At 54.8% G+C, this 26,984-nt stretch carries 30 protein-coding genes and 1 other annotated feature; of the genes, 16 read left to right on the forward strand and 14 right to left on the reverse strand.

Translation table 11 applies throughout. The features are described 5' to 3' along the window. Positions 1-47: 47 nt before the first annotated feature. Positions 48-530 carry an SsrA-binding protein SmpB gene (smpB, locus tag ACOYA6_RS17400; protein ID WP_039030084.1) on the reverse strand — a complete coding sequence of 161 codons (483 nt, stop codon included), beginning with the start codon at positions 528-530 and terminating at the stop codon, positions 48-50. 156 nt (positions 531-686) lie between these two features. Between smpB and ACOYA6_RS17405 the strand changes: the two genes are divergently transcribed. Together ACOYA6_RS17405 and ACOYA6_RS17410 are read left to right on the forward strand one after the other, a co-directional pair. Beyond that, on the forward strand, positions 687-1,124 hold the full coding sequence (locus tag ACOYA6_RS17405; protein WP_039030085.1) for a type II toxin-antitoxin system RatA family toxin: 438 nt from the start codon (positions 687-689) through the stop codon (positions 1,122-1,124). Continuing rightward, a complete protein-coding gene (locus ACOYA6_RS17410) occupies positions 1,114-1,401 on the forward strand; it encodes an RnfH family protein (RefSeq protein WP_039030086.1) in 288 nt (95 codons plus the stop codon). The genes ACOYA6_RS17405 and ACOYA6_RS17410 overlap by 11 nt, the downstream gene beginning before the upstream one ends. A 97-nt stretch (positions 1,402-1,498) precedes the next feature. Here the strand turns inward: ACOYA6_RS17410 and bamE are convergent, their stop codons facing one another. The 3 genes from bamE to nadK all read right to left on the reverse strand — a co-directional run bounded on the left by bamE (position 1,499) and on the right by nadK (position 4,617). Then, positions 1,499-1,840: an outer membrane protein assembly factor BamE gene (gene bamE, locus ACOYA6_RS17415; protein WP_039030087.1), complete on the reverse strand. Its 342-nt coding sequence runs from the start codon at positions 1,838-1,840 to the stop codon at positions 1,499-1,501. Between the two features lie 151 nt (positions 1,841-1,991). Next, positions 1,992-3,653 (reverse strand): DNA repair protein RecN, encoded by a 1,662-nt coding sequence (gene recN, locus ACOYA6_RS17420; protein WP_039030088.1) that lies wholly within the window; start codon positions 3,651-3,653, stop codon positions 1,992-1,994. 85 nt (positions 3,654-3,738) lie between these two features. Then, entirely contained in the window at positions 3,739-4,617 is an 879-nt protein-coding gene (gene nadK / locus ACOYA6_RS17425; RefSeq protein WP_039030089.1) for an NAD(+) kinase, read from the reverse strand. 121 nt (positions 4,618-4,738) lie between these two features. Between nadK and grpE the strand changes: the two genes are divergently transcribed. Continuing rightward, positions 4,739-5,332: a nucleotide exchange factor GrpE gene (gene grpE / locus ACOYA6_RS17430; RefSeq protein ID WP_072036665.1), complete on the forward strand. Its 594-nt coding sequence runs from the start codon at positions 4,739-4,741 to the stop codon at positions 5,330-5,332. 50 nt (positions 5,333-5,382) lie between these two features. Here the strand turns inward: grpE and ACOYA6_RS17435 are convergent, their stop codons facing one another. Both ACOYA6_RS17435 and ACOYA6_RS17440 read right to left on the reverse strand, forming a co-directional pair. Continuing rightward, the gene (locus tag ACOYA6_RS17435) at positions 5,383-6,669 is read right to left on the reverse strand and encodes an HlyC/CorC family transporter (protein ID WP_039030091.1); all 1,287 of its coding nucleotides are present in this window, start codon (positions 6,667-6,669) and stop codon (positions 5,383-5,385) included. Positions 6,670-6,687: 18 nt separating this feature from the next. After that, a complete protein-coding gene (locus ACOYA6_RS17440; protein WP_039030092.1) occupies positions 6,688-7,479 on the reverse strand; it encodes a cytochrome C assembly family protein in 792 nt (263 codons plus the stop codon). A 166-nt stretch (positions 7,480-7,645) separates the two neighbouring features. Here ACOYA6_RS17440 and ffh point away from each other — a divergent pair, with 166 nt between their 5' ends. The 7 genes from ffh to ACOYA6_RS17475 all read left to right on the forward strand — a co-directional run bounded on the left by ffh (position 7,646) and on the right by ACOYA6_RS17475 (position 13,202). Then, the gene (gene ffh / locus ACOYA6_RS17445) at positions 7,646-9,007 is read left to right on the forward strand and encodes a signal recognition particle protein (RefSeq protein ID WP_039030093.1); all 1,362 of its coding nucleotides are present in this window, start codon (positions 7,646-7,648) and stop codon (positions 9,005-9,007) included. Between the two features lie 247 nt (positions 9,008-9,254). Then, entirely contained in the window at positions 9,255-9,503 is a 249-nt protein-coding gene (gene rpsP, locus ACOYA6_RS17450) for a 30S ribosomal protein S16 (protein ID WP_003863133.1), read from the forward strand. A 15-nt stretch (positions 9,504-9,518) separates the two neighbouring features. Further along, a complete protein-coding gene (gene rimM / locus ACOYA6_RS17455; protein WP_375540641.1) occupies positions 9,519-10,055 on the forward strand; it encodes a ribosome maturation factor RimM in 537 nt (178 codons plus the stop codon). A gap of 44 nt (positions 10,056-10,099) precedes the next feature. Beyond that, positions 10,100-10,867 carry a tRNA (guanosine(37)-N1)-methyltransferase TrmD gene (trmD, locus tag ACOYA6_RS17460; protein WP_039030094.1) on the forward strand — a complete coding sequence of 256 codons (768 nt, stop codon included), beginning with the start codon at positions 10,100-10,102 and terminating at the stop codon, positions 10,865-10,867. Between the two features lie 41 nt (positions 10,868-10,908). Continuing rightward, positions 10,909-11,256 carry a 50S ribosomal protein L19 gene (gene rplS / locus ACOYA6_RS17465; protein WP_002914145.1) on the forward strand — a complete coding sequence of 116 codons (348 nt, stop codon included), beginning with the start codon at positions 10,909-10,911 and terminating at the stop codon, positions 11,254-11,256. A gap of 130 nt (positions 11,257-11,386) precedes the next feature. After that, positions 11,387-11,782, forward strand: coding sequence for a DUF2946 domain-containing protein (locus ACOYA6_RS17470; protein ID WP_422655103.1), 396 nt, complete (start codon positions 11,387-11,389; stop codon positions 11,780-11,782). A gap of 52 nt (positions 11,783-11,834) precedes the next feature. Further along, a complete protein-coding gene (locus tag ACOYA6_RS17475; RefSeq protein ID WP_422655104.1) occupies positions 11,835-13,202 on the forward strand; it encodes a PepSY-associated TM helix domain-containing protein in 1,368 nt (455 codons plus the stop codon). A 4-nt stretch (positions 13,203-13,206) separates the two neighbouring features. On the opposite strand, the gene ACOYA6_RS17480 is transcribed toward ACOYA6_RS17475, so the two are convergent. The 4 genes from ACOYA6_RS17480 to ACOYA6_RS17495 all read right to left on the reverse strand — a co-directional run bounded on the left by ACOYA6_RS17480 (position 13,207) and on the right by ACOYA6_RS17495 (position 15,974). Continuing rightward, complete coding sequence (locus ACOYA6_RS17480; RefSeq protein ID WP_139563395.1) at positions 13,207-13,689, reverse strand: OmpA family protein; 483 nt, start codon at positions 13,687-13,689, stop codon at positions 13,207-13,209. 13 nt (positions 13,690-13,702) lie between these two features. Beyond that, positions 13,703-14,923 carry a diguanylate cyclase DgcN/YfiN gene (dgcN, locus tag ACOYA6_RS17485; RefSeq protein WP_138370990.1) on the reverse strand — a complete coding sequence of 407 codons (1,221 nt, stop codon included), beginning with the start codon at positions 14,921-14,923 and terminating at the stop codon, positions 13,703-13,705. Then, positions 14,916-15,401 (reverse strand): regulatory sequestration protein YfiR, encoded by a 486-nt coding sequence (gene yfiR, locus ACOYA6_RS17490; protein ID WP_422655112.1) that lies wholly within the window; start codon positions 15,399-15,401, stop codon positions 14,916-14,918. Before yfiR ends, dgcN begins: the two co-directional genes overlap by 8 nt. A 198-nt stretch (positions 15,402-15,599) precedes the next feature. Beyond that, entirely contained in the window at positions 15,600-15,974 is a 375-nt protein-coding gene (locus tag ACOYA6_RS17495; protein ID WP_039030099.1) for a DUF2799 domain-containing protein, read from the reverse strand. 213 nt (positions 15,975-16,187) lie between these two features. On the opposite strand from ACOYA6_RS17495, the gene aroF reads away from it, so the two are divergent. The 3 genes from aroF to ACOYA6_RS17510 are packed head-to-tail and all read left to right on the forward strand — an operon-like array spanning position 16,188 to position 19,323. Beyond that, positions 16,188-17,258 carry a 3-deoxy-7-phosphoheptulonate synthase AroF gene (gene aroF / locus ACOYA6_RS17500; RefSeq protein ID WP_039030100.1) on the forward strand — a complete coding sequence of 357 codons (1,071 nt, stop codon included), beginning with the start codon at positions 16,188-16,190 and terminating at the stop codon, positions 17,256-17,258. Positions 17,259-17,268: 10 nt separating this feature from the next. Beyond that, positions 17,269-18,390, forward strand: a complete 1,122-nt coding sequence (tyrA, locus tag ACOYA6_RS17505; protein ID WP_139563391.1) for a bifunctional chorismate mutase/prephenate dehydrogenase — start codon at positions 17,269-17,271, stop codon at positions 18,388-18,390. A 60-nt stretch (positions 18,391-18,450) separates the two neighbouring features. Beyond that, positions 18,451-19,323, forward strand: coding sequence for an SMP-30/gluconolactonase/LRE family protein (locus ACOYA6_RS17510; RefSeq protein WP_422655105.1), 873 nt, complete (start codon positions 18,451-18,453; stop codon positions 19,321-19,323). Here the strand turns inward: ACOYA6_RS17510 and pheA are convergent. The 4 genes from pheA to bamD all read right to left on the reverse strand — a co-directional run bounded on the left by pheA (position 19,320) and on the right by bamD (position 22,089). Then, positions 19,320-20,480 (reverse strand): bifunctional chorismate mutase/prephenate dehydratase, encoded by a 1,161-nt coding sequence (gene pheA / locus ACOYA6_RS17515; RefSeq protein ID WP_039030103.1) that lies wholly within the window; start codon positions 20,478-20,480, stop codon positions 19,320-19,322. The genes ACOYA6_RS17510 and pheA overlap by 4 nt on opposite strands. A 29-nt stretch (positions 20,481-20,509) precedes the next feature. Beyond that, positions 20,510-20,635 (reverse strand) — a sequence feature (Phe leader region). Next, positions 20,587-20,634 carry a hypothetical protein gene (locus ACOYA6_RS17520; protein WP_193767862.1) on the reverse strand — a complete coding sequence of 16 codons (48 nt, stop codon included), beginning with the start codon at positions 20,632-20,634 and terminating at the stop codon, positions 20,587-20,589. Its footprint overlaps the feature before it by 48 nt. 103 nt (positions 20,636-20,738) lie before the next feature. Further along, positions 20,739-21,080: a ribosome-associated translation inhibitor RaiA gene (gene raiA, locus ACOYA6_RS17525; RefSeq protein WP_032613238.1), complete on the reverse strand. Its 342-nt coding sequence runs from the start codon at positions 21,078-21,080 to the stop codon at positions 20,739-20,741. A 271-nt stretch (positions 21,081-21,351) separates the two neighbouring features. Beyond that, complete coding sequence (bamD, locus tag ACOYA6_RS17530; protein ID WP_039030104.1) at positions 21,352-22,089, reverse strand: outer membrane protein assembly factor BamD; 738 nt, start codon at positions 22,087-22,089, stop codon at positions 21,352-21,354. 130 nt (positions 22,090-22,219) lie between these two features. Here bamD and rluD point away from each other — a divergent pair, with 130 nt between their 5' ends. The 3 genes from rluD (at position 22,220) to clpB (ending at position 26,631) form a co-directional block, all read left to right on the forward strand. Then, positions 22,220-23,200 (forward strand): 23S rRNA pseudouridine(1911/1915/1917) synthase RluD, encoded by a 981-nt coding sequence (gene rluD / locus ACOYA6_RS17535; protein ID WP_039030105.1) that lies wholly within the window; start codon positions 22,220-22,222, stop codon positions 23,198-23,200. Further along, positions 23,197-23,928: a purine nucleoside phosphorylase YfiH gene (gene yfiH / locus ACOYA6_RS17540; protein WP_223074830.1), complete on the forward strand. Its 732-nt coding sequence runs from the start codon at positions 23,197-23,199 to the stop codon at positions 23,926-23,928. The genes rluD and yfiH overlap by 4 nt, the downstream gene beginning before the upstream one ends. A gap of 129 nt (positions 23,929-24,057) precedes the next feature. Continuing rightward, positions 24,058-26,631, forward strand: a complete 2,574-nt coding sequence (gene clpB / locus ACOYA6_RS17545; protein ID WP_422655106.1) for an ATP-dependent chaperone ClpB — start codon at positions 24,058-24,060, stop codon at positions 26,629-26,631. The last annotated feature ends 353 nt before the right edge of the window (positions 26,632-26,984 follow it).

The raw sequence follows: 26,984 nt of genomic DNA on the forward strand, positions 1-26,984 counted from the left end.
CAGTCCGGAACGCTAACTTATTGAATCGCTCAATAAGTATCCGAAAATTAACGGCCTGCGTGCTTCATGATGCGCGCTTTATCCACCTGCCATTCGCGATCTTTAGCATCGTTACGCTTGTCGTGCTGCTTCTTACCTTTCGCCACGCCGATTTTCACTTTGCACCAGGCGTTCTTCCAGTACAGCGACAGGGCGAGGACAGTGTAACCTTCGCGGTTGATACGCCCGAAGAGCGAATCCAGCTCACGCTTGTTCAGCAGTAGCTTACGGGTGCGGGTCGGATCGCAGACGTAGTGAGAGGAAGCGACGGTCAGCGGCTGAAAGTTTGCGCCGAACAGAAAAGCTTCGCCGTCTTTGAAGATCACGTAGCTGTCACCGATGTTGGCTTTACCCGCACGCAGCGATTTAACTTCCCAGCCCTGCAGCGCAAGGCCAGCTTCGAATTCTTCTTCAATGAAATACTCGTGGCGGGCACGCTTGTTGAGCGCAATGGTTGCCGAGCCTGGTTTATGTGCTTTTTTCTTCGTCATAAGTGTCGTAAAGCCGTAGGTAATCTGATGTCAAAAAGTCACCTCATTGCGTCCTGTGAGGTCTAACGCGCTATATTAGCACGAGATGAGGCTCAGCGTTTTTTTAACAGGTGATAAATGTTATTATTTATAGGTTGTTTGATCAGGAAAAATGCTATGCCTCAGATTAGTCGTACTGCGCTTGTCCCATACAGTGTGGAACAGATGTACCAGTTAGTGAATGACGTTCAGTCATATCCGCAGTTTATTCCGGGTTGTACCGGGAGCCGCGTGCTGGAATCAGGCCCGACGCAAATGACGGCGGCGGTGGATGTTTCCAAAGCCGGGATCAGCAAAACCTTCACCACCCGGAATACGCTGACCGATAACCAGAGTATTCTGATGCATCTGGTGGATGGCCCCTTCAAGAAACTGATGGGTGGATGGAAGTTTGTTCCGCTGAGCGCCGATGCCTGCCGGATCGAATTCCATCTCGACTTCGAGTTTACCAACGCCCTTATCGAGTTGGCGTTTGGTCGCATCTTCAAAGAACTTGCCGCCAATATGGTTCAGGCGTTCACCGTGCGCGCCAAAGAGGTCTACAGTGCAGCCTGAGATCGTGGTGGAAGTGGCCTACGCGCTGCCGGAAAAACAGTATCTGCAGCGCGTCACGCTGGAAGAAGGGGCGACCGTTGAAGAGGCGATCCGGGCTTCTGGCCTGCTGACATTACGTAACGATATCGATCTGGCGAAAAACAAGGTCGGGATTTACAGCCGTCCGGTCAAGCTGGCCGATACGGTTAAGGACGGCGACCGGGTAGAGATTTACCGACCGTTGATTGCCGACCCGAAAGAACTGCGTCGCCAGCGTGCGGAGAAAGCTGCTAAATAAGCGGGGTTTCCCGGTGGCGCTGCGCTTACCGGGGCTACAGGCAGCGCGAGAAAACAAAAAAGGTGCTCATTGAGCACCTTTTTGCATTTCTGAAACCTTACTCTTTGGTGAGCGCCGGTTTGTTGTCGATGTTGGTCAGCACGCCGCTGCTGTTGAAAGTCAGCGTCAGCGTCTGCTGCGACACATCTTCATGACCTGGCTTCTGGCGGAAGACGTAGAACCAGGTGTTAGTGCCGAACGGATCGGACATCATCGGTGTGCCCAGAGCATAGGCAACCTGCTGCTGCGTCATACCGACACGGATTTTAGACACATCGTTAGGAGCGAGATAGTTCCCCTGGTTGATGTCAGGGCGGTAAACCACTTTTTCCAGAGTGGAGCAGCCTGCGGTCATCATCAGAAGAACCGCAGCGGCAGCGGTCAGCGTTTTACAGCGCATAGTGATTTGATTCCTTTTCGGGCCCGGGCAATACGCGACGGCTCATATGTAATATGCCGATGATAATAGACCTTTCACCACATTAAAACCTCTGGCGTCCGGTCTGTCGGCGTTTTTATTGTTCTGTATGACCCTGAGATACCGAAAAAGTTTAGGCTGCCAGCAGTTCTTTCGCGTTTGCCAGGGTATTGCGGGTGACTTCACTGCCGCCCAGCAGACGCGCCAACTCCTGCAGGCGGGCACGTTTGTCCAGCGGCTGCATGTGCGTTTCGGTCATCTCGCCGTCGGTCTCTTTGCTGACGAAGAAATGATGATGCCCGCAGCCGGCAACCTGCGGCAGGTGGGTAACGCACATCACCTGGGTGGACTCGCCAAGCTGACGAAGCAGTTTACCTACCACCGCCGCGGTCGGGCCGCTGATACCGACATCCACTTCATCGAAGATCAGCGCCGGGGTTTCCATTTTCTTCGCGGTGATCACCTGAATCGCCAGGGCGATACGCGACAGCTCACCACCAGACGCGACCCGGGAGATAGCCTGCAGCGGCTGACCGGGGTTAGTGGTCACGCGGAATTCAACGCGGTCCGCGCCGTCAGCCGTCAGGTGGTTAGCTTCGAAATTGACATCGATGGTGAAAACGCCGTGCGGCATCGACAGCAGATGCATGCTCTCGGTAATGTGCTGGCTGAGTTCCTGCGCATAGCGCTGACGAACGTTGTGCAGCTGCGTAGCCGTTTCCAGAGCCTGCTGATGATGCACGCTGACCGCCAGAGAGAGGGTCTCCAGCGAGTCGGCCTGATCGTCAAGCTGATGCTGCTCATCCAGCAGGGACTGGTGGAAGCCAGGCAGCTCCTCGGGTGAAACGTGGTGCTTACGCGCAAGGGAGATCTGGCGCGAAATGCGCTGTTCCAGCTCAAACAGGCGGTTGGGATCGAGATCCAGACGCTCGCAATAGTGGCGCAGCTCGTCACTCGCTTCGGAGATCTGAATCGCCGCCTCTTCCAGCATATCGAGCATGCCGGAGACTTTACTGTCCATGCCTGCCAGTTCGGTGACTAACTGACGCACGCTATAAAGCTGGCTTTGCAGATTCACCTCTTCGCCGTCGGCCAGTAAGTTCAGCGCCTGCTGGCTGGTGGAGAGCAACTGGCCGCTATTGGCAAGGCGCTTGTACTCTTCGTCAATCTGCTCAAACTCACCCGCCTGCGGGCTGAATTCGTTCAGCTCTTTCAGTTGATACGCCAGCAGCTCGGCACGGGCCGCACGCTCCTGGCTCTGCTGTTGATGCAGCGCCAGTTCGCGGCAGCTCTGGTGCCACTGACGGTAGTGATCAGCCATCAGCTGCGTCAGCGCAGACTCACCGGCATAGCCGTCGAGCAGGGATTTCTGCTGTTCAGGTTTAATCAACTGCTGATGGGCGTGCTGGCCGTGGATCTGGATTAACAGCTGACCCAGCTCGCGCAGCTGGGACAACGGCACCGCAGTACCGTTGATAAAGCCACGGGAGCGGCCGTCGCTGCTGAGGACACGGCGAAGTAAGCACTCACGCCCATCTTCAAGCTGGTTCTGCTCGAGCCAGCGCAGGGCGGCGGGGGTGTCCTTGAGGGAAAAACGGGCGCAGAGATCGGCGCGGCTGGCACCTGCGCGCACCATGTTGCCATCAGCACGACCGCCGAGGCAGAGCCCAAGCGCGTCAATCGCAATAGATTTACCGGCCCCGGTCTCCCCGGTGATAGCCGTCATCCCGCTGTTGAAATCAATTTCGAGCTCACGAACGATGGCGAAGTTGCTGATGGTCAGTTGTGCCAGCATAAACGTTTTCCTGTATGAAAAACCATGACTGTGTTTGTGTACAGTATAATCTGGTTTTTTATACAGTAAAGTGCTGGATGCTATTTCAGAACAATTTTTTCGACCAGCCGAGCTTGGAGCTTAATGTGTTGAAATAGCTGTAGTCTTTCGGGTGGATGAGATTCAGGTGGTAGTCACAGCGGCGGATCAGCACGTCTTCGCCTTCCTGAATCGGCAGCGCGATTTGGCTGTCGCAGCTGATCTCAAGGTCGTTGCGGCGGTGCGAAAAACGCAGGCGAATGGTGCTGCTGCTGTTTATCACCAGCGGGCGGGCCGAAAGGGTGTGCGGGAACATCGGCACCAGCGTAATAGCATCCAGGGATGGCGTCAGGATTGGCCCGCCCGCCGAGAGGGAGTAGGCGGTGGACCCGGTCGGGGTCGAGATAATCAGCCCGTCGGAGCGCTGCGAGAAGGCAAAGATTTCGTCGATATAGACTTCAAACTCAATCATATGCGCCACTTTCCCCGGATGCAGCACCACTTCGTTAATGGCGGTGCTGATCCGTTTCTGGCAGTCCTGCTGGCACACCTGGGCCTCCAGCAAAAAGCGCTTTTCGCTGATGTAGTGGCCTTCCAGCACGTCGGCGAGCTGCTGCTGGGCGTTATCCGGGTCGAGGTCGGTTAAAAAGCCCAGGTTGCCACGGTTGATGCCAATGACTTTAATATCGTAACGGGCGAGGGTGCGCGCGGCGCCCAGCATATTTCCGTCGCCACCGACCACCACCGCCAGGTCGGCCTGTTGGCCAATTTCCGCCAGCGTACCGGTTTTGACGTTTTTTAACTGCAATTCCTGGGCAATTTGCTGTTCAACAATCACGTCATAGTTTTTCGCGCACAGCCAGCGATAGAGCATTTCATGTGTCGTCAACGCAGTAGGGTGACGTGGATGACCGACAATCCCAATACACTTGAAATGGTTGCTCATTTTCTGAAGGTCCTTGTGCGAATGAATGATGACAATGTGGCTTGTTCCCTTGAATCCCGGAAACTGATCCCCATAATAAGCGAAGTTAGCGAGTTGAATGCAGAAAAACGCGGAGAAATTCATGAGTAGTAAAGAACAGAAAACGCCTGAGGGGCAAGCCCCGGAAGAAATTATCACGGAGCAGCACGAAGAGGTTGAGGCTGTAGAGCCTGAGGCTGGTGCTGAGCAGGTGGATCCGCGCGATGAAAAAATTGCGAATCTGGAAGCTCAGGTAACTGAAGCCCAGAACCGCGAGCGCGATGGCATCCTGCGTATCAAAGCCGAAATGGAAAACCTGCGTCGTCGTACCGAGCTGGACGTTGAAAAGGCGCATAAATTTGCGCTGGAAAAATTTGTCAACGAACTGCTGCCGGTCATCGATAGCCTGGATCGCGCGCTGGAAGTTGCGGATAAAGCGAACCCGGATATGGCTCCGATGGTGGAAGGGATTGAGCTGACGCTGAAATCCATGCTCGACGTAGTGAAGAAGTTTGGCGTGGAAGTGGTCGCCGATACCAACGTGCCGATGGATCCTAACGTGCATCAGGCGATTGCGATGGTTGAGTCTGAAGACGTTGCTGCCGGTAACGTGCTGATGGTGATGCAGAAAGGCTATACCCTGAACGGCCGTACCATTCGCGCGGCGATGGTCTCCGTGGCGAAAGCTAAGGCGTAATTTGCCTCCCGTAGTGCCGGGTGGCGGCGTCGCCTGCCCGGCATTACGTTTTACTCCGCGATGCTCTCCCTGAGCGGTTTGACCGGCACGACCTTCACCTGCTTAATCATATTGTCCTGTACGTCCAGGATATCAATATCATACTGACCAATCCGCACCCGCGTGCCTGCCGCCGGGATCTCCTCCAGCGCTTCCAGAATCATGCCGTTAATGGTCCGGGCTTCCTCTTCCGGCATCTGCCAGTTAAAGGCTTTATTGAGTTCACGAACGTTCGCGCTGCCGTCAATCAGCACCGAGCCGTCGTTTTGCGGCGTGACTTCTTCGGCAAGGGTAGGGGACATGGAGGTGGTAAAGTCGCCGACAATCTCCTCCAGAATATCCTCTACCGTCACCAGTCCCTGGATATCGCCATACTCATCCACCACCAGGCCCACTTTCTTTTTATTACGCTGGAATTTGATCAACTGGGTGCTGAGCGGAGTGCCTTCCGGGATGTAGTAGATTTCATCCGCCGCGCGCAGCATCACCTCTTTGGTGAACTCTTTTTTCTCGGTCATCAGACGATAAGCTTCACGCACGCGCAGCATGCTGATGGTGTCGTCCAGTGAATCCCGGTACAGCACGATGCGGCCGTGCGGGGAGTGGGTCAGCTGGCGGACAATGGCTTTCCAGTCGTCGTTGATGTCGATACCGACGATCTCATTGCGCGGCACCATAATGTCATCCACGCTGACCTTCTCCAGGTCCAGCACCGACAGCAACATATCCTGATTGCGGCGGGAGATTTGCGAGCGCGACTCGTGCACGATGGTGCGCAGCTCATCTTTGCTCAGCGCGCTGCTGACCACCACATCCGCTTTGATACCCACCATGCGCATCAGCACGCGCGTCACGCCGTTTAACAGCCACACCAGCGGCATCATCAGGATCAGTAACGGCGCCAGCAGGAAGCTGCTGGGATAGGCGACCTTCTCAGGATAGAGGGCAGCGATGGTCTTCGGTAACACTTCGGCAAAGACCAGCACCACGAACGTCAGCACCCCGGTGGCGATAGCGACCCCGGCGTTACCGTACAGGCGCATGCCGACAATGGTGCCCAGCGCGGAGGCGAGAATGTTGACCAGGTTGTTGCCGATGAGCACCAGGCTTATCAGGCGGTCCGGTTTACGCAGCAGTTTTTCTACACGACGCGCAGCGCGGTTACCCTGTTTGGCGCGATGACGTAACCGGTAACGGTTGAGCGTCATCATGCCGGTCTCCGAGCCGGAGAAATAGGCGGAGATAACTACCATCACGATCAGAGTAACGATCAGTGTGGTAGTGGATATGTGTTCCAGGGGGAACTCCTTTGTTGCTTAGCCGGCGAGTTGCTGGATGACGCGGCTACCAAAATAGGCCAGGGTCAGGATGCCTGCTCCCGCCACGTTGAACCAGACCACGCGGCGACCGCGCCAGCCTTCATGATAATGGCCCCATAACAGGACAATATAGACAAACCACGCGATGATGGAGAGCACGGCCTTGTCGATATTCTCCATGCTGAAGAGATTGTGCATATAAAACAGGCCAGTACTCAGGGTCAGCGTCAGCAGGACCACCCCGACCTGAGTGATGTGAAACATCTTGCGTTCGATGGTCATCAGCGGCGGCATTTCGTTACTGAAGGCCAGCCTTTTATTTTTCAGCTGGTAGTCAATCCAGGCCAGCTGGAGGGCATACAGCGCGGCAATGATCAGCGTGGCATAGGAGAACAGCGACAGGCCAATATGCACCATCATGCCCGGCGTTGTCTCAAGATGGGTGATGAACTCGTTCGGCACGAAGGTGGCAAAGGCCAGATTGATCAGCGCAAAGGCGTAGACAATCGGCAGCAGCAGCCAGCCGCGGTTTTTCGAGGCCACGATGGTCATCACCGTACAGATCATCAGGCTGACCAGCGAGCCGACGTTCAGCAGGCTCAGATTCTGCCCGCTGCCGTCGCCCGGCAGAATGCGCGCTTCGAGGGCAAAAGCGTGGCTTATCAACGCGATGACCGCCGACAAAATAGCCATTCGCCGCCAGCCGCTGTTTTTTTGCAGCAGGCCAGGAATGATCAGCGCGAGGCTGACAGAGTACGCGACGAGGGCGATCAGAGCGAAAACAGGCATATAGGTGTCGACAGTTGTCCTGATAAGAAAGAGGTGCAGTATAACGTTACGTGAGGCGTGCTCCAACCGTTGCATAACAACAAAGGCGCCTTCATGTTATACTCCGGCAAAATTCTGTGTACGTGTCGCGCCAGCGACCTAACGTTTCTACCCCAGGCGAGAGACAATGTTTGATAATTTAACCGATCGTTTGTCGCGCACGCTGCGCAACATCAGCGGCCGTGGACGCCTTACCGAAGACAACATCAAAGAGACGCTGCGCGAAGTGCGCATGGCGCTGCTTGAAGCAGACGTCGCGCTGCCGGTCGTCCGTGATTTCATCAACCGCGTAAAAGAGAAAGCGGTTGGTCATGAAGTTAACAAGAGCCTGACCCCGGGTCAGGAGTTCGTCAAAATCGTCCGTAACGAACTGGTTTCGGCGATGGGCGAAGAGAACCAGAGCCTGAACCTCGCGGCGCAACCGCCAGCGGTGGTGCTGATGGCGGGCCTGCAGGGTGCGGGTAAAACCACCAGCGTCGGTAAGCTGGGTAAATTCCTGCGCGAAAAGCACAAGAAGAAAGTGCTGGTCGTCTCTGCCGACGTTTATCGCCCGGCGGCGATCAAACAGCTGGAAACCCTGGCCGAACAGGTTGGCGTGGAGTTCTTCCCGTCCGACGTCGGACAGAAACCGATCGACATCGTTAATGCGGCGCTGAAAGAGGCGAAGCTGAAGTTCTTCGACGTGCTGCTGGTGGATACCGCCGGTCGTCTGCACGTTGACGAAGCGATGATGGACGAAATCAAACAGGTGCATGCCGCGATCAATCCGGTAGAAACCCTGTTTGTTGTCGACGCCATGACCGGTCAAGATGCGGCGAACACAGCCAAAGCGTTCAATGAAGCGCTGCCGTTAACCGGCGTGGTGCTGACCAAAGTGGACGGCGACGCCCGCGGCGGTGCGGCGCTCTCTATTCGTCATATCACCGGCAAGCCAATTAAGTTCCTCGGCGTCGGTGAGAAGACCGAAGCGCTGGAGCCGTTCCACCCGGATCGTATTGCCTCCCGTATCCTCGGCATGGGCGACGTGCTGTCGCTGATCGAAGATATCGAGAGCAAAGTCGACCGTGCGCAGGCCGAGAAGCTGGCCTCCAAGCTGAAAAAAGGCGACGGCTTCGATCTGACTGACTTCCTGGAGCAGCTGCGCCAGATGAAAAACATGGGCGGTATGGCGAGCCTGATGGGCAAGCTGCCGGGCATGGGGCAAATTCCGGATAACGTGAAAGCGCAGATGGACGACAAGGTTCTGGTGCGGATGGAGGCGATTATCAACTCCATGACGCTGAAAGAGCGCGCGAAGCCAGAAATCATTAAAGGCTCCCGTAAACGCCGTATCGCGGCGGGTTGTGGGATGCAGGTCCAGGACGTTAACCGCCTTCTGAAACAGTTCGACGACATGCAGCGCATGATGAAGAAAATGAAGAAGGGCGGGATGGCCAAAATGATGCGCGGCATGAAGGGCATGATGCCACCAGGCTTCCCTGGTCGCTAATTGGCCTGGCTTGTTTGCCATTTTGGCACCGGGGTGTGCTCGCCATCCTCACGTACAGCGTGTACGCTCCGGTGGCTGCGCGCACGCTGGCACCAAACTGGCTGCACCGCCGACGGCCTTATTACGGTGGATTAGCAACTGCTGATTGCATTTTCCCCAAAAATCAGTAAAATTTTCGGGCTTTTAATATGACGCCGGGCTCCTTCCCTCGATGGGGCCCGGTGTTTTATTCACACAAGAGGATGTTATGGTAACTATTCGTTTAGCACGTCACGGCGCGAAAAAGCGTCCGTTCTACCAGGTTGTTGTTACTGACAGCCGTAATGCACGCAACGGTCGCTTCATCGAGCGCGTTGGTTTCTTCAACCCACTGGCCGCTGGCGCAGAAGAAGAAACCCGTCTGGATCTGGATCGTATCGCTCACTGGGTTGGCCAGGGCGCTACCGTTTCCGATCGCGTTGCTACGCTGATCAAAGCAGCAAACAAAGCAGCTTAATCTGTCACGGTGGTCATGATGAGCAAAAAAGCACCTGTTGAACCGATTGTATTGGGCAAAATGGGTTCTTGCTACGGTATCCGTGGTTGGCTCAGAGTGTTTTCCTCCACCGAAGACGCCGAAAGCATTTTTGACTATCAGCCCTGGTTTATCCAGAAGGCGGGTCAGTGGCAGGAAGTCGAGCTGGAAAGCTGGCGTCACCACAATCAGGACATCGTTATCAAGCTGAAAGGCGTTGACGATCGCGATGCCGCGAATGCGCTGACTAATTGTGAAATTGTCGTGGATTCGTCGCAACTGCCTGAGCTGGATGATGGTTACTACTGGAAAGACCTTATCGGTTGCCAGGTGGTCACCACTGAAGGTTACGGTCTGGGAAAAGTCATCGATATGATGGAAACCGGATCGAATGACGTTCTCGTCATTAAGGCAAACCTGAAAGATGCGTTTGGCATCAAGGAGCGGCTGGTTCCGTTCCTCGATGGGCAGGTTATCAAGAAAGTCGATCTCGCTACTCGTACTATCGAAGTAGATTGGGATCCTGGTTTTTAAATTCTCCTGAAAACGGTAAAAGACGGCGCTATGGGGATTGGCTTGTGTTTATAGGTATCGTTAGCCTGTTTCCTGAAATGTTCCGCGCGATTACTGATTACGGGGTAACTGGCCGGGCAGTAAAAAATGGCCTGCTGAGCATCGAGAGCTGGAGTCCACGTGACTTCACTCATGACCGGCACCGTACCGTGGACGAACGTCCTTACGGCGGCGGACCGGGGATGCTCATGATGGTTCAACCCTTACGGGATGCCATCGCAGCAGCAAAAGCCGCGGCAGGTGAAGGCGCAAAGGTGATTTATCTGTCACCTCAGGGACGCAAGCTTGATCAAGCGGGCGTCAGCGAACTGGCAACGAATCAGAAACTGATTCTGGTGTGTGGTCGCTACGAAGGGATAGATGAGCGCGTAATTCAAACCGAGATTGACGAAGAATGGTCTATCGGCGATTACGTTCTCAGCGGTGGTGAGTTACCGGCAATGACGCTGATTGACTCGGTTTCCCGGTTCATTCCGGGCGTTCTGGGCCATGAAGCTTCAGCAACAGAAGACTCTTTTGCTGATGGATTGCTGGACTGTCCACACTATACCCGTCCTGAAGTGTTAGAAGGGATGGAAGTACCGCCGGTATTGCTGTCGGGAAACCATGCTGAGATTCGTCGCTGGCGTCTGAAGCAGTCGCTGGGCCGTACCTGGCTTAGAAGACCTGAACTTCTGGAAAACCTGGCTCTGACTGAAGAGCAAGCAAAGTTGCTGGCCGAGTTCAAAACTGAACACGCGCACCAGCAGCAGAAACATGATGGGATGGCCTGAGGCCCCCGAATATCAGTTTACCCAGGATAAGAGATTAAATTATGAGCAACATTATTAAGCAACTTGAACAAGAGCAGATGAAGCAGGACGTACCTTCCTTCCGTCCGGGTGATACCGTGGAAGTGAAAGTATGGGTTGTTGAAGGTTCCAAAAAACGTCTGCAGGCATTTGAGGGCGTGGTTATCGCTATCCGTAACCGCGGTCTGCACTCTGCATTCACTGTTCGTAAAATTTCCAACGGCGAAGGCGTTGAGCGTGTCTTCCAGACTCACTCTCCGGTAGTTGACAGCATTGCTGTTAAACGTCGTGGTGCTGTACGTAAAGCTAAACTGTACTACCTGCGTGAGCGTACTGGTAAGTCTGCTCGTATCAAAGAGCGTCTGAACTAAGATTCGCTTGTGCGACATCCTGTAAAAAGGGCTGGCCGAAAGGCCGGCCCTTTTTTTATCTCTGTGTGCCTTGCACGTTAACGTCTTCGTCATAAATCGTTTACAATGCCCCTGCTTCAACGGAGGGTAAGTGACGACTAAACAGCATCAGGCAACATGGCAACGTATCGCGGCAGGCCTCGCGTTATTTGCGATCCTGATGATCGTCTTTGCGCCGCTCGTCTCTGTCTCGTTGCAAAAAGATCCCATGAGCGCGATGCTCGGCATGCATCATGAGATGACGATGATGACTGAGCACCATGCCCCCTCCGAAACCATGCCGGTCGACCACGCCGAAGCCTGTGGTTACTGCGTGCTGTTGGCCCATGTTCCGGGGGTGATGCTGGCGCTGGTGATGCTGCTGTGCGCGGTATTACTCAGACAGCAACTGACGCCACCGCGTCCTGCCGTCCGCCACTGGCATTACTTCCCCTGGCTCTGCCCCGATACGCGAGCCCCTCCGCGCCTGTCTGCTTATTCCATTTAAAAAAACGTGCACCCCGGTGTACCGATAACTTTTTGCCTAAAAAAGGGAAAGCATGACTACCTGCACTTCGCGCGCTGCATGGGGCAACCTGCTGCGTCGTCTTCACTTCTATATTGGTCTGTTTGTCGGGCCATTTATCTTTATCGCCGCGCTCTCCGGTACGCTGTATGTCGCCACACCGCAGCTGGAAAATGCGCTTTATCATCATGCCCTGTTCAGCGAGGCCCAGGGGACAGCGCGCCCTCTTGCGGAGCAGATCGCTGTCGCGGAAAAAGTGACTGGCGGAGAGCTGCGCCTGCATGCGGTTCGCCCGGGTCTGGCCGATGGCGACACCACCCGGGTGATGTATGCCGACCCGGCGCTGAAGGCCTCAGAGAACCGGGCCATCTTTATCGATCCGGTCAGTCTTGAGGTTCGGGGAGATATGACCGTCTACGGCACCAGCGGTATTTTGCCGTTCCGCCAGACAATCGATTATTTGCATCAGTCGTTGATGCTGGGTGACGTGGGGCGTCTCTACAGCGAGCTGGCCGCGTCGTGGATGTGGATTGCCGCGCTGGGCGGGATCGCGCTGTGGTTTTATACCCGCCCAAAACGACGCATAAATAACCGCTTCCAGAACCGCCGTCGTCTGCACGTCACCCTCGGCTGGTGTCTGCTGCTGGGCATGCTGCTGTTCTCGGCGACCGGCCTGACCTGGTCCCAGTGGGCGGGCGGTAACGTGGATAAGCTGCGGGCAGAGATGAACTGGCTCACACCGCAGGTGAAAACGCAGCTGCACGGCCCGGTGGAAATCGCCGATCCGCATGCCGATCATCACGGTCATCACATGTCGATGCCCATGCCGGAGATGAAGCCCGATCCGGCGCTCTACGACAGCGTGCTACAGGCGGCGAATGCGGCGGGTATCAAGGCCACGAAGCTGGAGATCCGCCCGGCGAAGAGTGATGCGACGGCGTGGACGGTGACGGAGATCGATCGTCGCTGGCCGACGCAGGTGGATGCGGTGGCCGTTGACCCCGCGACCCTGGCGGTCATCGATCATACCCGTTTTGCGGATTACCCGCTGATGGCCAAACTGACCCGCTGGGGGGTGGATTTCCATATGGGCGTGCTGTTTGGTCTGCCTAACCAGCTGGTGTTGATCGCCTTTGGCGTCGCGCTGTGCGTGATGATTGTGTGGGGATACCGGATGTGGTGGATGCGCAGGCCCCGTCAGACGGCAACCGATCCCGCGCAGACTCTGTGTCAGAGCTGGCTGGCGTTGCCGCTGTGGGGGCGGTGCGTCTCTGTCGGTATCGCCGTATTACTGGGGCTGGCGATGCCAGTCATGGGATGCAGCCTGGCGCTGTTTATCGTTATTGACTGGCTGCGCTGGAGGGCGGCATCAGGATTAGCCCTGGCCGGAACGCCAGAGTAATGACTCAGGGCGTGCCGATCACCACCGCAACGCGACGGTTTTCAGCACGTCCCTGGGCAGTTTTGTTGTCCGCAACGGGGTACTGTTTACCTAAGCCCTGGGTCGTCAGATTGCTGCGGGGAATACCTGCACCCTGAGCCCAGGCATCGGCAACCACATTGGCGCGCTTCAGGGAGAGGTCTTTGTTGTAGCTCTCTTCGCCGTAGTTGTCCGTATGTCCGTCCATCCGGGCGTGCGTCAGGCCCGTGGCCGCAAGACGCGATGCCATGCTTTTAATCTGCTGTTCGCTCTCCGGGCGCAGCTGATACTCGTTTTTACCAAACAGGATCTTCGCAGAGAGGCCAAGCGACCAGTCGCCGTTAGTCTCGTTAAAGCCGTATGATTTCATGGCGGCGATCTGTTCAGCGGTAAATTTGCCCTGCGGCGCCTGGCATCCCGCCAGCAGCATTGATGCCATCAACAGCGGTGCGGCGTATCGCCTTAACATAATGTGTTCCCTTCTATGCAGTGTTTTTAGAACGCTGATGCTTCACCAGATACATATTTCGGTCAGCTTGATCCAGTAAGGTTTCAACGGAGTGATGCTCCCAGCTCAGCGCGAAGCCAATGCTGAGCGACATTCTGGTGCTGAGGCCGTTTTGCAGGTCATAAGACGGGCTGAACTGTTGCGTCAGCGCGGCGCAGAGGCGCAGGACCTCGTGTTCCGAATGGATGCCATACAGAATAATGGCGAATTCATCCCCGCCCAGACGATAGGGCTGATGACGCTCGCCGCTAAACTCGACCATGCGGCGGGCCACTTCAATCAGTACACAGTCCCCGGCGGCGTGCCCCCAGGTATCGTTAATCAGCTTAAAGTCATCACCATCCAGGAAGAGCAGGGCGGAATTGGTCCGCGCTAAGGAGTCATTCATCAGCGCCGTGATGCTGGTACGGAAAGCCGCCCGATTCGCCAGACCGGTGAGCGGATCGTGCATGGCGGTGCGCAGCAGTTGGGCATTTTTGGCCTGCAGCTTTAACTGCCACTCCTCCATTTCATCCAGCAGACTGTTGAAGTCCTGACCGAAGCGATGAAATTCATCGATGCGCTCCTCGGATACCCGGCGGGAGAAGTTACGGTTTGACCGGACGTCGTGCACCACCTCGGTTATGTTTTGCAGGGCGGTGACAACGCCGTTATGCAGGGTGCGGGTGATGATTAACGCCACCATGGCCGCAAACAGGATGCAGCCGGTTAACACCGCCAGGGAAGTCCAAAGGAAGTGGCTGATCAGGCTGTCACGCGCGGTAAGGTGTAACTCACCAATCGGCAGGTTATTGTGCCAGACGCGCTGGCGGATGGGCTGAGGGAATAACCACTGGCTGACCAGTTTACTGAGGGGATCGGCCCGATCGTTCGGCCCCATCGTCCATGTAGCAAAAGGATGATCGTAGCGGTCCAGCAGTACCGCAGAAGAAAACTGCCCCTGTTTGCCGAGTGTGGCCAGCGCTTCGTTGGCGGCGGTCGTATCATTAAACACCAGCGTCGCCTCCAGGCTGCGACTCACTGTGGCGCTGGTTAATTCAAGGTTTCGTTGTGCGTACTGTTTCAGTGATACCACCGAAGCGATGCACAATAATAACCAGACCAGCGTCATCGTAATGAGGACGCTAATTATACTGATGCGCCTCAGAGTCCTTTTGAACGTCAGACGAGGCGCTGATGTAAATTCCTTATTCATCCTTCGTATTCCGTGCAAGCATTAACACATCAGGATTGACTCTGACTCCGCTGCGCGACAGCACATCCAGATTTACGGAAAATCTGACTTGTGTATTATCAAATATCAGGCAAAAAGCACTGCCAATAACGCATTGCGAATTTTGCTCGGCAATTAACAGCAACGGCCTGGAATTGAAGGCGGTGCTTAATTCAAGTTGGGCGGTCGGAGACTCACTGCCAAAATAGAGCGCATTGCAACCTGCTCCCAGTGCTTCCTGATCGCTATGAATAATCACGGGAATGTAGGGCAGCGCGTCCGGGCCCTGAGCACTGAGGGCGTCAACGTGGCTGGAAGAGGCAAAAATGCACAGGGTTGGCTGACCAGAGAGGGCAGGCCAACGGGTATAACTGACGATCCCGGAGACAATTGAGCGTACCGATTTATCCGTTCTGGATAATGTTCCGCCAATAGCCTGTTCGCAGGATAATAACAGCATCAGCACCAGGGCTACCCGGCACCAGGAAATGAGAAGAAAGTTACCCACCAGAATCCGCCATACCACTCTGGAAATATTTGCCCTTGAGTTTCGGCGCAAGAATACCATTTTTTACGTGGGCAGTCATTACGCCGAAATTCTGTTCAGTGACTTAAGTAAAATCTGGCGTTTTATTTTACAGAGTGCGTGTTGGCGATATTAATTTAAGCGACTGGCTTTTGTTCCTTCATCCATTCCCTGCTGCCAGGCGGTTCGAAGTTGAGTGGCGTTATCCGCAGTATCACAGCTGGCGGGGAATATTTTCCCAGCTAATCCCCAGGCGTAAACGAAATTCTCCTGACATATTTTCTCACGCCCCTCTTTATAACCGCTGAGATAGGCAGAGCGATCCACCTTAGGGTCATTAAAATTCGCGGCAAGCGACTCACTGGATTTAGCGGCCACGCCATTCATGGCGTCTTCTTTACCGGCATCATACCAGTCGGTACCCGTCCATGTCGGCTGATGAGTGTAAGGATCGATTTGACAGGCGGTTAGCAGCAGACCCAGAAGCGGGATAACAATCAGGCGCATAAGGCATTCTCCTTTTCCATTGAGCATAGCCTGGCGTAAAGAATGCAGACTGTAATTTTTACGTTACGGATTAATCGGATGTTTTTTGCTTAAAACTGCATATTGTAAAGTATTATTTACGGATTTTGGATTGAAATCTTTACTTGTTATGGTATCGTTGGGCTTCCTCAGTGAGGAAACAACTATCGCAAACGAGCTTCCAGGATCGCAATCATGCAAAAAGACGCGCTGAATAACGTACACATTACCGATGAACATGTTTTGATCACTCCGGATCAACTGAAGGCGGAATTCCCGCTGAGCGTTGAGCAAGAGGCGCAAATCGCGCACTCCCGCCAGACCATTTCCGACATTATTGCCGGGCGCGATCCGCGTCTGCTGGTGGTATGTGGTCCGTGCTCTATTCATGATCCAGAAGCCGCCATCGAATATGCGCATCGTTTTAAAGCCCTGGCCGAGGAGGTCAGCGATAGCCTCTACCTGGTCATGCGCGTCTATTTTGAAAAACCTCGTACCACCGTCGGCTGGAAAGGGTTGATTAACGATCCGCACATGGATGGCTCGTTTGATGTGGAAGCCGGTCTGAAGATTGCGCGTAATCTTCTGGTTGAGCTGGTTAACATGGGGCTGCCGCTGGCAACAGAAGCGCTGGATCCAAACAGCCCACAATACCTGGGCGACCTGTTCAGTTGGTCAGCAATCGGTGCGCGTACCACTGAATCGCAGACGCACCGCGAAATGGCATCAGGCCTCTCTATGCCGGTCGGTTTCAAAAACGGTACCGACGGCAGCCTGGCGACAGCCATTAATGCCATGCGCGCCGCTGCCATGCCGCACCGTTTTGTCGGCATCAACCAGGCAGGCCAGGTTTGCCTGCTGCAGACCCAGGGCAACCCGGATGGGCACGTTATCCTGCGCGGCGGTAAAGCACCAAACTACAGCCCGGCAGATGTTGCTCAGTGTGAAAAAGAGATGGAACAGGCAGGACTGCGCCCGGCGCTGATGGTAGATTGCAGTCATGGTAATTCCAATAAAGATTACCGTCGTCAGCCTGCTGTGGCGGAATCCGTCGTTGCGCAGATTAAAGATGGCAACCGTTCGATTATTGGCCTGATGATTGAAAGCAACATCCATGAAGGCAATCAGTCATCTGAGCAGCCACGCAGCGCCATGCAGCACGGGGTATCCGTGACCGATGCCTGCATCAGCTGGGAAACCACCGATGCGCTGCTGCGTGAGATCCACAAAGATTTGAACGGCCAGCTGGCGACGCGTCTGGCTTAAGAGGTTAGTTATGGTTGCTGAATTGACTGCCCTGCGCGATCAAATTGACGAGGTAGACAAGGCGCTGCTGGATTTGCTGGCACGCCGCATGGCGCTGGTCGCCGAGGTGGGTGAAGTCAAAAGTAAATACGGCTTGCCGATTTACGTGCCGGAGCGTGAAGCCTCCATGCTGGCTTCACGCCGTAAAGAGGCCCAGGCGCTGGGCGTCTCGCCGGATCTGATTGAAGATGTGCTGCGTCGCGTGATGCGTGAGTCGTACTCCAGCGAAAACGACAAGGGATTTAAAACCCTCTGTCCAACGCTGCGCCCGGTGGTCATTGTCGGTGGCGGCGGGCAGATGGGGCGTCTGTTCGAGAAGATGCTGACGCTTTCCGGCTATCAGGTGCGCATCCTTGAAAAAGAGGACTGGCCTCAGGCGGAAGCGATGGTTGCCGATGCCGGTATGGTTATTGTCAGCGTACCGATTCACGTTACTGAAGAGATTATTGCCAGACTGCCACCGCTGCCGGAAGACTGTATTCTGGTCGACCTGGCCTCGGTAAAAAATGGTCCGCTGCAGGCGATGCTGGCCGCGCATAATGGCCCGGTGCTGGGCCTGCACCCGATGTTCGGCCCGGACAGCGGCAGCCTGGCGAAGCAGGTTGTGGTCTACTGCGATGGTCGTCAGCCAGAAGCCTACCAGTGGTTCCTTGAGCAGATTCAGGTATGGGGCGCGCGACTGCACCGTATCAGCGCCGTCGAGCACGATCAGAACATGGCCTTCATCCAGGCGCTGCGTCACTTCGCGACCTTCGCGTATGGCCTGCATCTGGCGGAAGAGAACGTGCAGCTTGAGCAACTGCTGTCGCTGTCGTCCCCTATTTATCGCCTTGAACTGGCGATGGTCGGGCGGCTGTTTGCCCAGGATCCACAGCTGTACGCGGATATTATTATGTCCTCGGGCAACAACCTGGCGCTGATTAAACGCTACTACCAGCGTTTTGGCGAGGCGATCACTCTGCTCGAGCAGGGCGATAAGCAGGCCTTTATCGACAGTTTCCGTAAGGTCGAGCACTGGTTTGGCGATTACGCCCAACGCTTCCAGAGCGAAAGCCGCATCCTGCTGCGACAGGCGAATGACAGTCGCCAGTAATCCGATGATGTATATACTGAAAGCCAGCACTGCTGGCTTTTTTCATTTTGGGGATTTGTCATGGCTGAACCACAGGTACTGTTTGACTACACGGGGCATCTACCGGAATGCCCGACCTGGAGCGATGCAGAAAACGCGCTCTACTGGGCGGATATTCTTGAAGGCGAGATCCACCGCTATCATTTGCCGACAGGTGAACACAGCGTTCTATCCTTTCACGAAGAGGTGGGCTGTTTTGCCCTGCGCGAAGGAGGGGGCTTTATTGTCGCCATGCGCAACGCCATCTGGCTGACGGATAAGCACGGGCTGCTGCAGCGAAAAGTGTGTGATAACCCATCGAACCCGCAGCTGGCGCGCTTTAATGACGGGGGAACCGATCACTTTGGCCGCTTCTACGCGGGCACGTTCTGGGCGCCGGGGGATTACAACGGCGCCTTGCTGATGCGCATCGACAATGACCTCACGCCTGAGGTTATCCAGTGTGATATCCACGGTCATAACGGCCTGGCATTCAGCGATGACCGACGCTGGATGTACACCTCAGACACGCCCAACGCGGTTATCTACCGTACGCCGCTGGATGAGCAGGGCGAACCGGGTAAACGGGAAGTCTTTCGCCGATTCCAGCCGGGAGAGGGGATACCCGACGGCGCAGCGGTGGATGTGGAGGGGTGTTACTGGAGTGCGCTGTTTGACGGCTGGCGCATCGCGCGTTTTTCACCGCAGGGCGAGCAGCTGGAAGAGTATCGTTTGCCGGTGCGCTACCCGACGATGGTCTGTTTCGGTGGTGAAGATATGCAAACGCTGTTTATCACCACCACCCGCGAGAATATGGATCCGCAGGAAGTGGCGGAATATCCTCTTTCCGGTGCCATTTTCACCCTGCCCGTCAGCGTGGCAGGGGTGAAAAAGGGGCCGTTTATTACGCGTTAAGCCGGATCGACCGGTACGACGTTTTCGCTCGGATAGCAGCCAAGCACCTTCATTGAACGGGTAATGTCACCCAGTTCGCGCAGGGCTTTCTGCAGGGATGCAGATTCCAGGTTGGCCTGAATATCGAGATAGAACATCTCTTCCCACGGGTTGCCATGGATAGGGCGCGATTCCAGCTTGGTCATAATCAGATTGTGATTACGCAGCACCAGCAGGGCCTCAACCAGCGCACCGGCCTGCTGACCCGTTGCCATCAAGAGGGTGGTTTTCGCCGGCACCTGATCGGAAACGTTGATCGCCTTACGTGCCAGAACGATGAAACGGGTAATGTTCTGCGTCTGATTGGCCAGGTTACGTTCCAGCACCTGTAACCCATACAGCGCGCCGCCCGCTTCGCTGCCCAGTGCGGCCACGGCAGGGGAATTGGCCTGAGCGACCTTTTCCATGGCTGCCGAGGTGCTCTCGGTATATTCAATTTTCCAGCCCGGATAGCGGTTCAGGAACTGGCTACACTGCTGGAAGGGCTGCGGGTGGCTGTAAACCGTTTTGATTTTGTCGAGGTCGGTCGTCCCGGAGACCAGCACGCAGTGGTCGATAGGGATCGTCAGTTCGCCGACCAATGACAGGGTGGTGTGCTGAAGTAAATCGTAAACATCGTTGATCGCCCCGGAGCTGGTGTTTTCAATCGGTACGACAGCGTAGTCCGCCTGGCCGGTTTCCACCTGATTGAAAATATCGGCGAACTTCGCGCAGCCGCTCTCAATAAACTCTTCGAAATGGCGGGCAGCATACTGTCGTGCCGCGAGGTGGGAATAGGAACCTTTTGGCCCCAGGAAGGCAATACGCGCCGAGTGCGGATTGGTTTTGTTCAGATGCTGCTGCAGCAGCGCCTGCTGGGTCAGGACGGAATCTTCGATAATCAGCTGGAACAGGCGGGTGATGTAGTGCGCATCCAGATGGTGCGTTTTGCCAAGGTTAATCAGGCGTTCCAGCAGGTCGCGTTCACGGTCGATATCACGTACCGGGCGATGTGATGCCAGCTTTGCTTTACCTACCTCGACGGCAAGCGCACGGCGTTCAGCCAGCAGCGAAAGCAGTTTTTCATCCAGTGAGCTGATCTTATCTCGCAGATCCAGTAACGGGTTTTCCGATGTCATAGCGTTGCCTTTGTCATTTATCGTTATCAATAAAAAAGGCCCCCCGGTGTGGGAGGCCTTATTGTTCGTCTTCGCATTCTTTATCACACGACGAAACGCCTCCCAATCAGGGGAAGGTAAAAAAGAATGCGAAGAAGAACGGCTTAACGGTCATGGATGATTCCTTCAGAAGACAGACTTAAAGTACCTGTACTGTTTTCACCCTGTCAATAAAAAACGCGCCCGAAGGCGCGTTGGCGATAGACTCAATGTAAGGGATTACTCATCTTCAACTTCTTCTGCGAAGCTGGCGTCTTTCACCGATGTTGTGGCGCGACGGGCTTCACCTTTGTGTTGCACTTTATTGAGCTGCCGTTCCAGCTTGTTGATCAAATCGTTGATGGCGGTGTACATATCCTCATGTTTCGCGCTGGCGACCAGATGGCCGTTTGGAGTATTGATAGTTGCGTCAGCGATGAAACCCTGTGGCTCCTTAGAGAGAATGATATGCGGGTTAATCAGGTGTGTTTGCCATTTATCCAGTTTGGCGAGACGGTCTGCGACGTGCTGGCGGATTGCCGGAGTAATTTCCATTTGTTTACTGGTAATGTTCATTGTCATAAATTTTACCTCTTGTCTTTCCCGTCTTGGTGATTCCAGCATACCGTTCCTAATGTCAAAATGTGTGATGTAAATCACATTTTAATGTCACTTTTTGTCAACGGATTCTTTTTGTGAGGCAGGACAGGAAGAAGTAAGATTTACCTTGTCGAAGGAAGAAATTGCGGCCATAGTTGATAGGATTGGTGCGGGCTAAACCGCTTCAGCTTAGTGCGAAAACGGATAAAAAAACGGCAGCCACTGGGCTGCCGTTTTGCATCTTACTGAATGATCAAGAGCTGCTGCTGTTAGCGGCAATAATCTTCGCCACTTTTTCAGCCTGAGATGTCATCTGCAGCTCGCGATAGGCGTTTTCCATCAGCTTCAGGCCATCACGTGTTGCCTGAGTATCCGGATAATCACGCAGCATGCCTTCAACACGGTTCACGACGGCAACGTATGCGCCACGACGGGTATAGTATTCCGCCACAGAATATTCGTATTTCGCCAGACGGTCTTTCAGGAACACCAGACGCTTGCTGGCATCCGTTACGTACTGACTGTTCGGATAGCCGCGAACCAGCTTGGAGAAGTCATTGAACGCATCGCGCGCATGCTGAGGGTCACGGTCGGAACGATCGACGCCGAAGAAGCCCTGTAGCGCACTGTCGTCCAGCGCCATATTGGTCAGCCCGCGCATGTACATCACGTAGTCGATATTCGGATGGGTCGGATTCAGACGCATGAAGCGATCAATCGTCGCCTGGGCCAGTGGCAGATCGGCATTTTTATAGTAGGCGTAGATCAGATCCAACTGTACCTGCTGGGAATACGGGCCAAATGGATAGCGATTATCCAGCGCTTCCAGTTGCGTTATCGCCTGTTTCCAGTTACCGTCCTGCAGCTTTTGCTGAGCAGTCGCATAGATTTCATTCGGCGGATTGTCAGGGACCTGTTCATTCGAACCGGAGCAGCCTACCAAAGCCAGGCTCAACGTGGCCGCTGCCACCAGATATTTCATGCGCGTCATGACGTTTTGACTTTCCTCAAATGTTTGTCCGGGAGAATCTCTTTCCTGCTCCCGATTAAGACCAGCTACAATAGCACACTATATTAAACGGCAAAGCCGTAAAACCCAACGTTAAACGAAGAAGCAGTCTATGGCACAACGAGTAGAACTCACCGCAACAGTCTCCGAAAAACAGCTCGGACAACGCTTAGATCAGGCTTTGGCCGAAATGTTCCCTGATTATTCGCGTTCACGCATAAAAGAATGGATCCTTGACCAGCGCGTGATGGTAAATGGCAAGATCTGGGACAAGCCAAAAGAGAAAGTGTTGGGTGGGGAAGTGGTCGCCATCAATGCTGATATCGAAGAAGAAGTCCGTTTTGAGCCGCAGGATATCCCGCTGAATATCGTCTACGAAGACGACGACATCCTGGTCATCAACAAGCCGCGCGACTTTGTCGTACACCCTGGCGCAGGTAATCCTGACGGCACGGTACTGAATGCGCTGCTGCACTACTATCCGCCGATCGCTGACGTACCGCGTGCGGGGATCGTTCACCGTCTGGATAAAGACACCACCGGCCTGATGGTCGTGGCGAAGACCATTCCGGCGCAGACGCGTCTGGTGGAGTCCCTGCAGCTGCGTGAAATCACCCGCGAGTACGAAGCGGTGGCCATTGGTCACATGACCTCGGGCGGGACGGTTGAGCAGCCTATCAGCCGCCATCCGACCAAGCGTACCCATATGTCTGTCCACCCAATGGGTAAACCGGCAGTGACGCACTACCGCATCATGGAGCATTTCCGCATTCATACGCGCCTGCGTCTGCGCCTGGAAACGGGACGTACTCACCAGATCCGTGTTCATATGTCGCATATCACCCATCCGCTGGTGGGCGATCAGCTTTATGGTGGCCGTCCGCGTCCGCCGAAAGGCGCATCCGAAGAGTTCATCGCCATGCTGCGTAAATTCGACCGTCAGGCTCTGCATGCCACCATGCTGCGTCTCTATCATCCGATCACCGGTATCGAGATGGAGTGGCACGCGCCGATCCCACAGGATATGGTGGAACTTATCGACGCTATGCGTGCCGATTTTGAAGAACATAAGGATGACGTGGACTGGTTATGACCAAATTGATTGTCCCGGAGTGGCCCGCGCCAGAGGGCGTGGCAGCCTGTAGTTCAACCCGCATCGGGGGCGTGAGTGAGGGAGCCTGGGGATCATTAAACCTGGGCGCTCACTGTGGCGATAATCTTGAGCATGTTGAAGAGAATCGCAAACGCATGTTTGCTGCGGGCCAGTTGCCGTCGAAACCGGTCTGGCTTGAACAGGTGCATGGTACCGCTGTGCTCCGGCTCAGCGGAGAACCCTACGCTTCGAAACGTGCTGATGCCTCGTACAGCAATACTCCGGGCACAGTTTGTGCCGTCATGACCGCCGACTGCCTGCCGGTGCTCTTCTGCAACCGTGCGGGCACCGAAGTTGCCGCAGCCCATGCTGGCTGGCGCGGATTGTGCGCTGGCGTACTGGAAGAGACTGTCGCCTGCTTCGCTGACAGTGCGGATAACATCATCGCCTGGCTTGGCCCGGCCATTGGGCCACAAGCCTTTGAGGTGGGCCCGGAAGTGCGCGAGGCCTTTATGGCGCACGACCCGCAGGCGGAAAATGCTTTTTGCGCGGCGGGAGATAAATACATGGCGGATATTTATCAGCTTGCCCGCCAGCGCCTGACGAACCTTGGTATCAGCCAGATCTATGGCGGCGATCGCTGCACTTTCACCGAAAAGGATGATTTCTTTTCCTATCGTCGCGACAAGACGACCGGGCGTATGGCAAGTTTCATTTGGCTGATATAACCTATAGAATCAAGACGATCCGGCACGCGCCGTTTTCTTTTCGCATAATTCAGGTCATTCACCTTGAATAATTGAGGGATGACCTCATTTAATCTCCAGTAGCAATTTTGACCTGTTATGGGAGGAGTTATGCGTCTGGATCGTCTTACTAATAAATTCCAGCTTGCTCTCGCCGATGCCCAGTCTCTCGCACTGGGGCACGACAATCAGTTTATCGAACCACTTCATTTAATGAGCGCCTTGCTTAATCAGGAAGGGGGATCGGTACGTCCTTTACTGACATCTGCCGGTGTTAATGCGGGGCAGTTACGCACAGCCATCGATCAGGCTCTGAGCCGTTTACCGCAGGTAGAGGGCACTGGCGGAGATGTACAACCGTCTCAGGATCTGGTTCGCGTACTGAATCTTTGCGACAAACTGGCGCAAAAACGCGGCGACAACTTTATTTCATCAGAACTCTTTGTTCTGGCGGCGCTTGAATCACGTGGCACCTTGACCGACCTGCTGAAAACGGCGGGTGCAACCACCGCCAACGTGACCCAGGCGATTGCACATATGCGCGGAGGTGAGAGCGTGAACGATCAGGGTGCCGAAGACCAGCGTCAGGCATTGAAGAAATATACCGTCGACCTGACTGAGCGTGCCGAACAGGGCAAGCTTGACCCGGTCATCGGGCGTGATGAAGAGATCCGCCGTACGATTCAGGTCCTGCAGCGCCGTACCAAAAATAACCCGGTGCTTATTGGTGAACCGGGCGTCGGTAAAACCGCCATTGTCGAAGGGCTGGCCCAGCGTATCGTCAACGGTGAAGTCCCCGAAGGTTTGAAAGGCCGCCGTGTACTCGCGCTGGATATGGGCGCGCTGGTGGCAGGTGCTAAATATCGGGGTGAGTTTGAAGAACGCTTGAAAGGCGTCCTCAACGATCTGGCGAAACAGGAAGGCAACGTCATCCTGTTCATCGATGAACTGCACACGATGGTTGGGGCAGGTAAAGCCGACGGCGCTATGGATGCCGGGAACATGCTGAAGCCGGCGCTCGCACGTGGTGAACTGCACTGCGTCGGGGCCACCACGCTTGATGAATATCGTCAGTACATCGAAAAGGATGCCGCTCTTGAACGTCGCTTCCAGAAAGTGTTTGTGGCTGAGCCTTCAGTGGAAGATACCATCGCCATTCTGCGTGGTCTGAAAGAGCGCTATGAGCTGCACCACCATGTGCAGATCACCGACCCGGCCATCGTGGCGGCTGCAACTTTGTCGCATCGTTATATTGCCGATCGACAGCTGCCTGACAAAGCGATCGACCTGATCGATGAAGCAGCTTCCAGTATTCGTATGCAGATTGACTCCAAGCCGGAAGAGCTGGACCGACTCGATCGCCGTATCATCCAGCTGAAGCTTGAACAACAGGCGCTGAAGAAAGAGTCTGATGAAGCGAGTAAAAAGCGCCTGGATATGCTTAATGAAGAGCTGGACGATAAAGAGCGCCAGTATTCAGTGTTAGAAGAAGAGTGGAAAGCCGAAAAAGCCTCCCTCTCCGGTACCCAGACCATTAAAGCCGAGCTGGAGCAGGCAAAGATCGCCATCGAGCAGGCACGTCGCGTGGGCGATCTGGCGCAAATGTCCGAGCTGCAGTACGGCAAAATTCCGGAACTGGAAAAACAGCTGGCAGCAGCAACTCAGGCTGAAGGTAAAACCATGCGTCTGTTACGCAATAAAGTGACGGATGCTGAAATCGCTGAAGTACTGGCGCGCTGGACAGGGATCCCGGTAGCCAGAATGATGGAGAGCGAGCGCGACAAATTACTGCGCATGGAAGAAGACCTTCATCATCGCGTGATTGGTCAGGATGAAGCGGTTGAAGCGGTATCGAACGCTATTCGCCGTAGCCGTGCGGGGTTGTCGGATCCTAACCGTCCGATTGGTTCCTTCCTGTTCCTGGGGCCGACCGGTGTGGGTAAAACAGAACTCTGTAAGGCGCTGGCGAACTTTATGTTCGACAGTGATGATGCGATGGTGCGTATCGACATGTCTGAGTTTATGGAGAAACACTCTGTGTCGCGTCTCGTGGGGGCACCTCCAGGATATGTCGGTTATGAAGAAGGTGGGTATCTGACAGAAGCGGTTCGCCGTCGCCCGTACTCCGTCATCCTGCTGGACGAAGTTGAAAAGGCCCATCCGGATGTTTTCAACATTCTGCTGCAGGTGCTGGATGATGGTCGCCTGACGGACGGGCAGGGCAGAACGGTCGATTTCCGTAACACAGTGGTTATTATGACCTCGAACCTGGGTTCCGATCTGATTCAGGAACGCTTCGGTGAACTGGATTACGGTCATATGAAGGATCTGGTGCTGGGGGTGGTAAGCCACAGCTTCCGTCCTGAGTTCATCAACCGTATCGATGAAGTCGTGGTCTTCCATCCGCTGGGTGAAAAACACATTGCTTCTATTGCTCGTATTCAGCTGCAGCGTTTGTATAAACGTCTGGAAGAGCGTGGATATGAAATGCAGATTGCGGATGATGCGCTGCAACTGCTGAGTGCGAATGGGTACGATCCTGTTTACGGGGCGCGTCCTTTAAAACGCGCTATCCAGCAGCAGATAGAAAACCCGCTGGCGCAGCAAATTCTTTCAGGGAAGCTGCTTCCGGGCAAAACCATTCAACTGGTGAAGAAAGACGACCAGATTGTGGCAGTGCAGTAAGTCACAAAACGACAAAAACGAGCCCTGCGGGGCTCGTTTTTGTTTAAAAACCAGGCAAGAATAGCAATCCGGAAACGGATTTGCCTGGAAAGTGAGCGGTTAGAAAATAATTTTCACTTTACACTTGCCAGCCAGGAATAACTGCCTATAATGCGCCTCCACTGACACGGAACAACGGCAAACAAGCCGCCGGGTCAGCAGAGAAAAGCGTGAAACAAACGCTTGACTCTGAAGCGGGAAAGCGTAATATACACACCCCGCGCCGCAGCGAAAAAGCGAAGCGGCATTGCTCTTTAACAATTTATCAGACAATCTGTGTGGGCACTCAAAGTGACATGGATTCTTAATGTCTA

The organism is Leclercia barmai (genome assembly GCF_049312895.1).
Classification (GTDB): domain Bacteria; phylum Pseudomonadota; class Gammaproteobacteria; order Enterobacterales; family Enterobacteriaceae; genus Enterobacter; species Enterobacter barmai.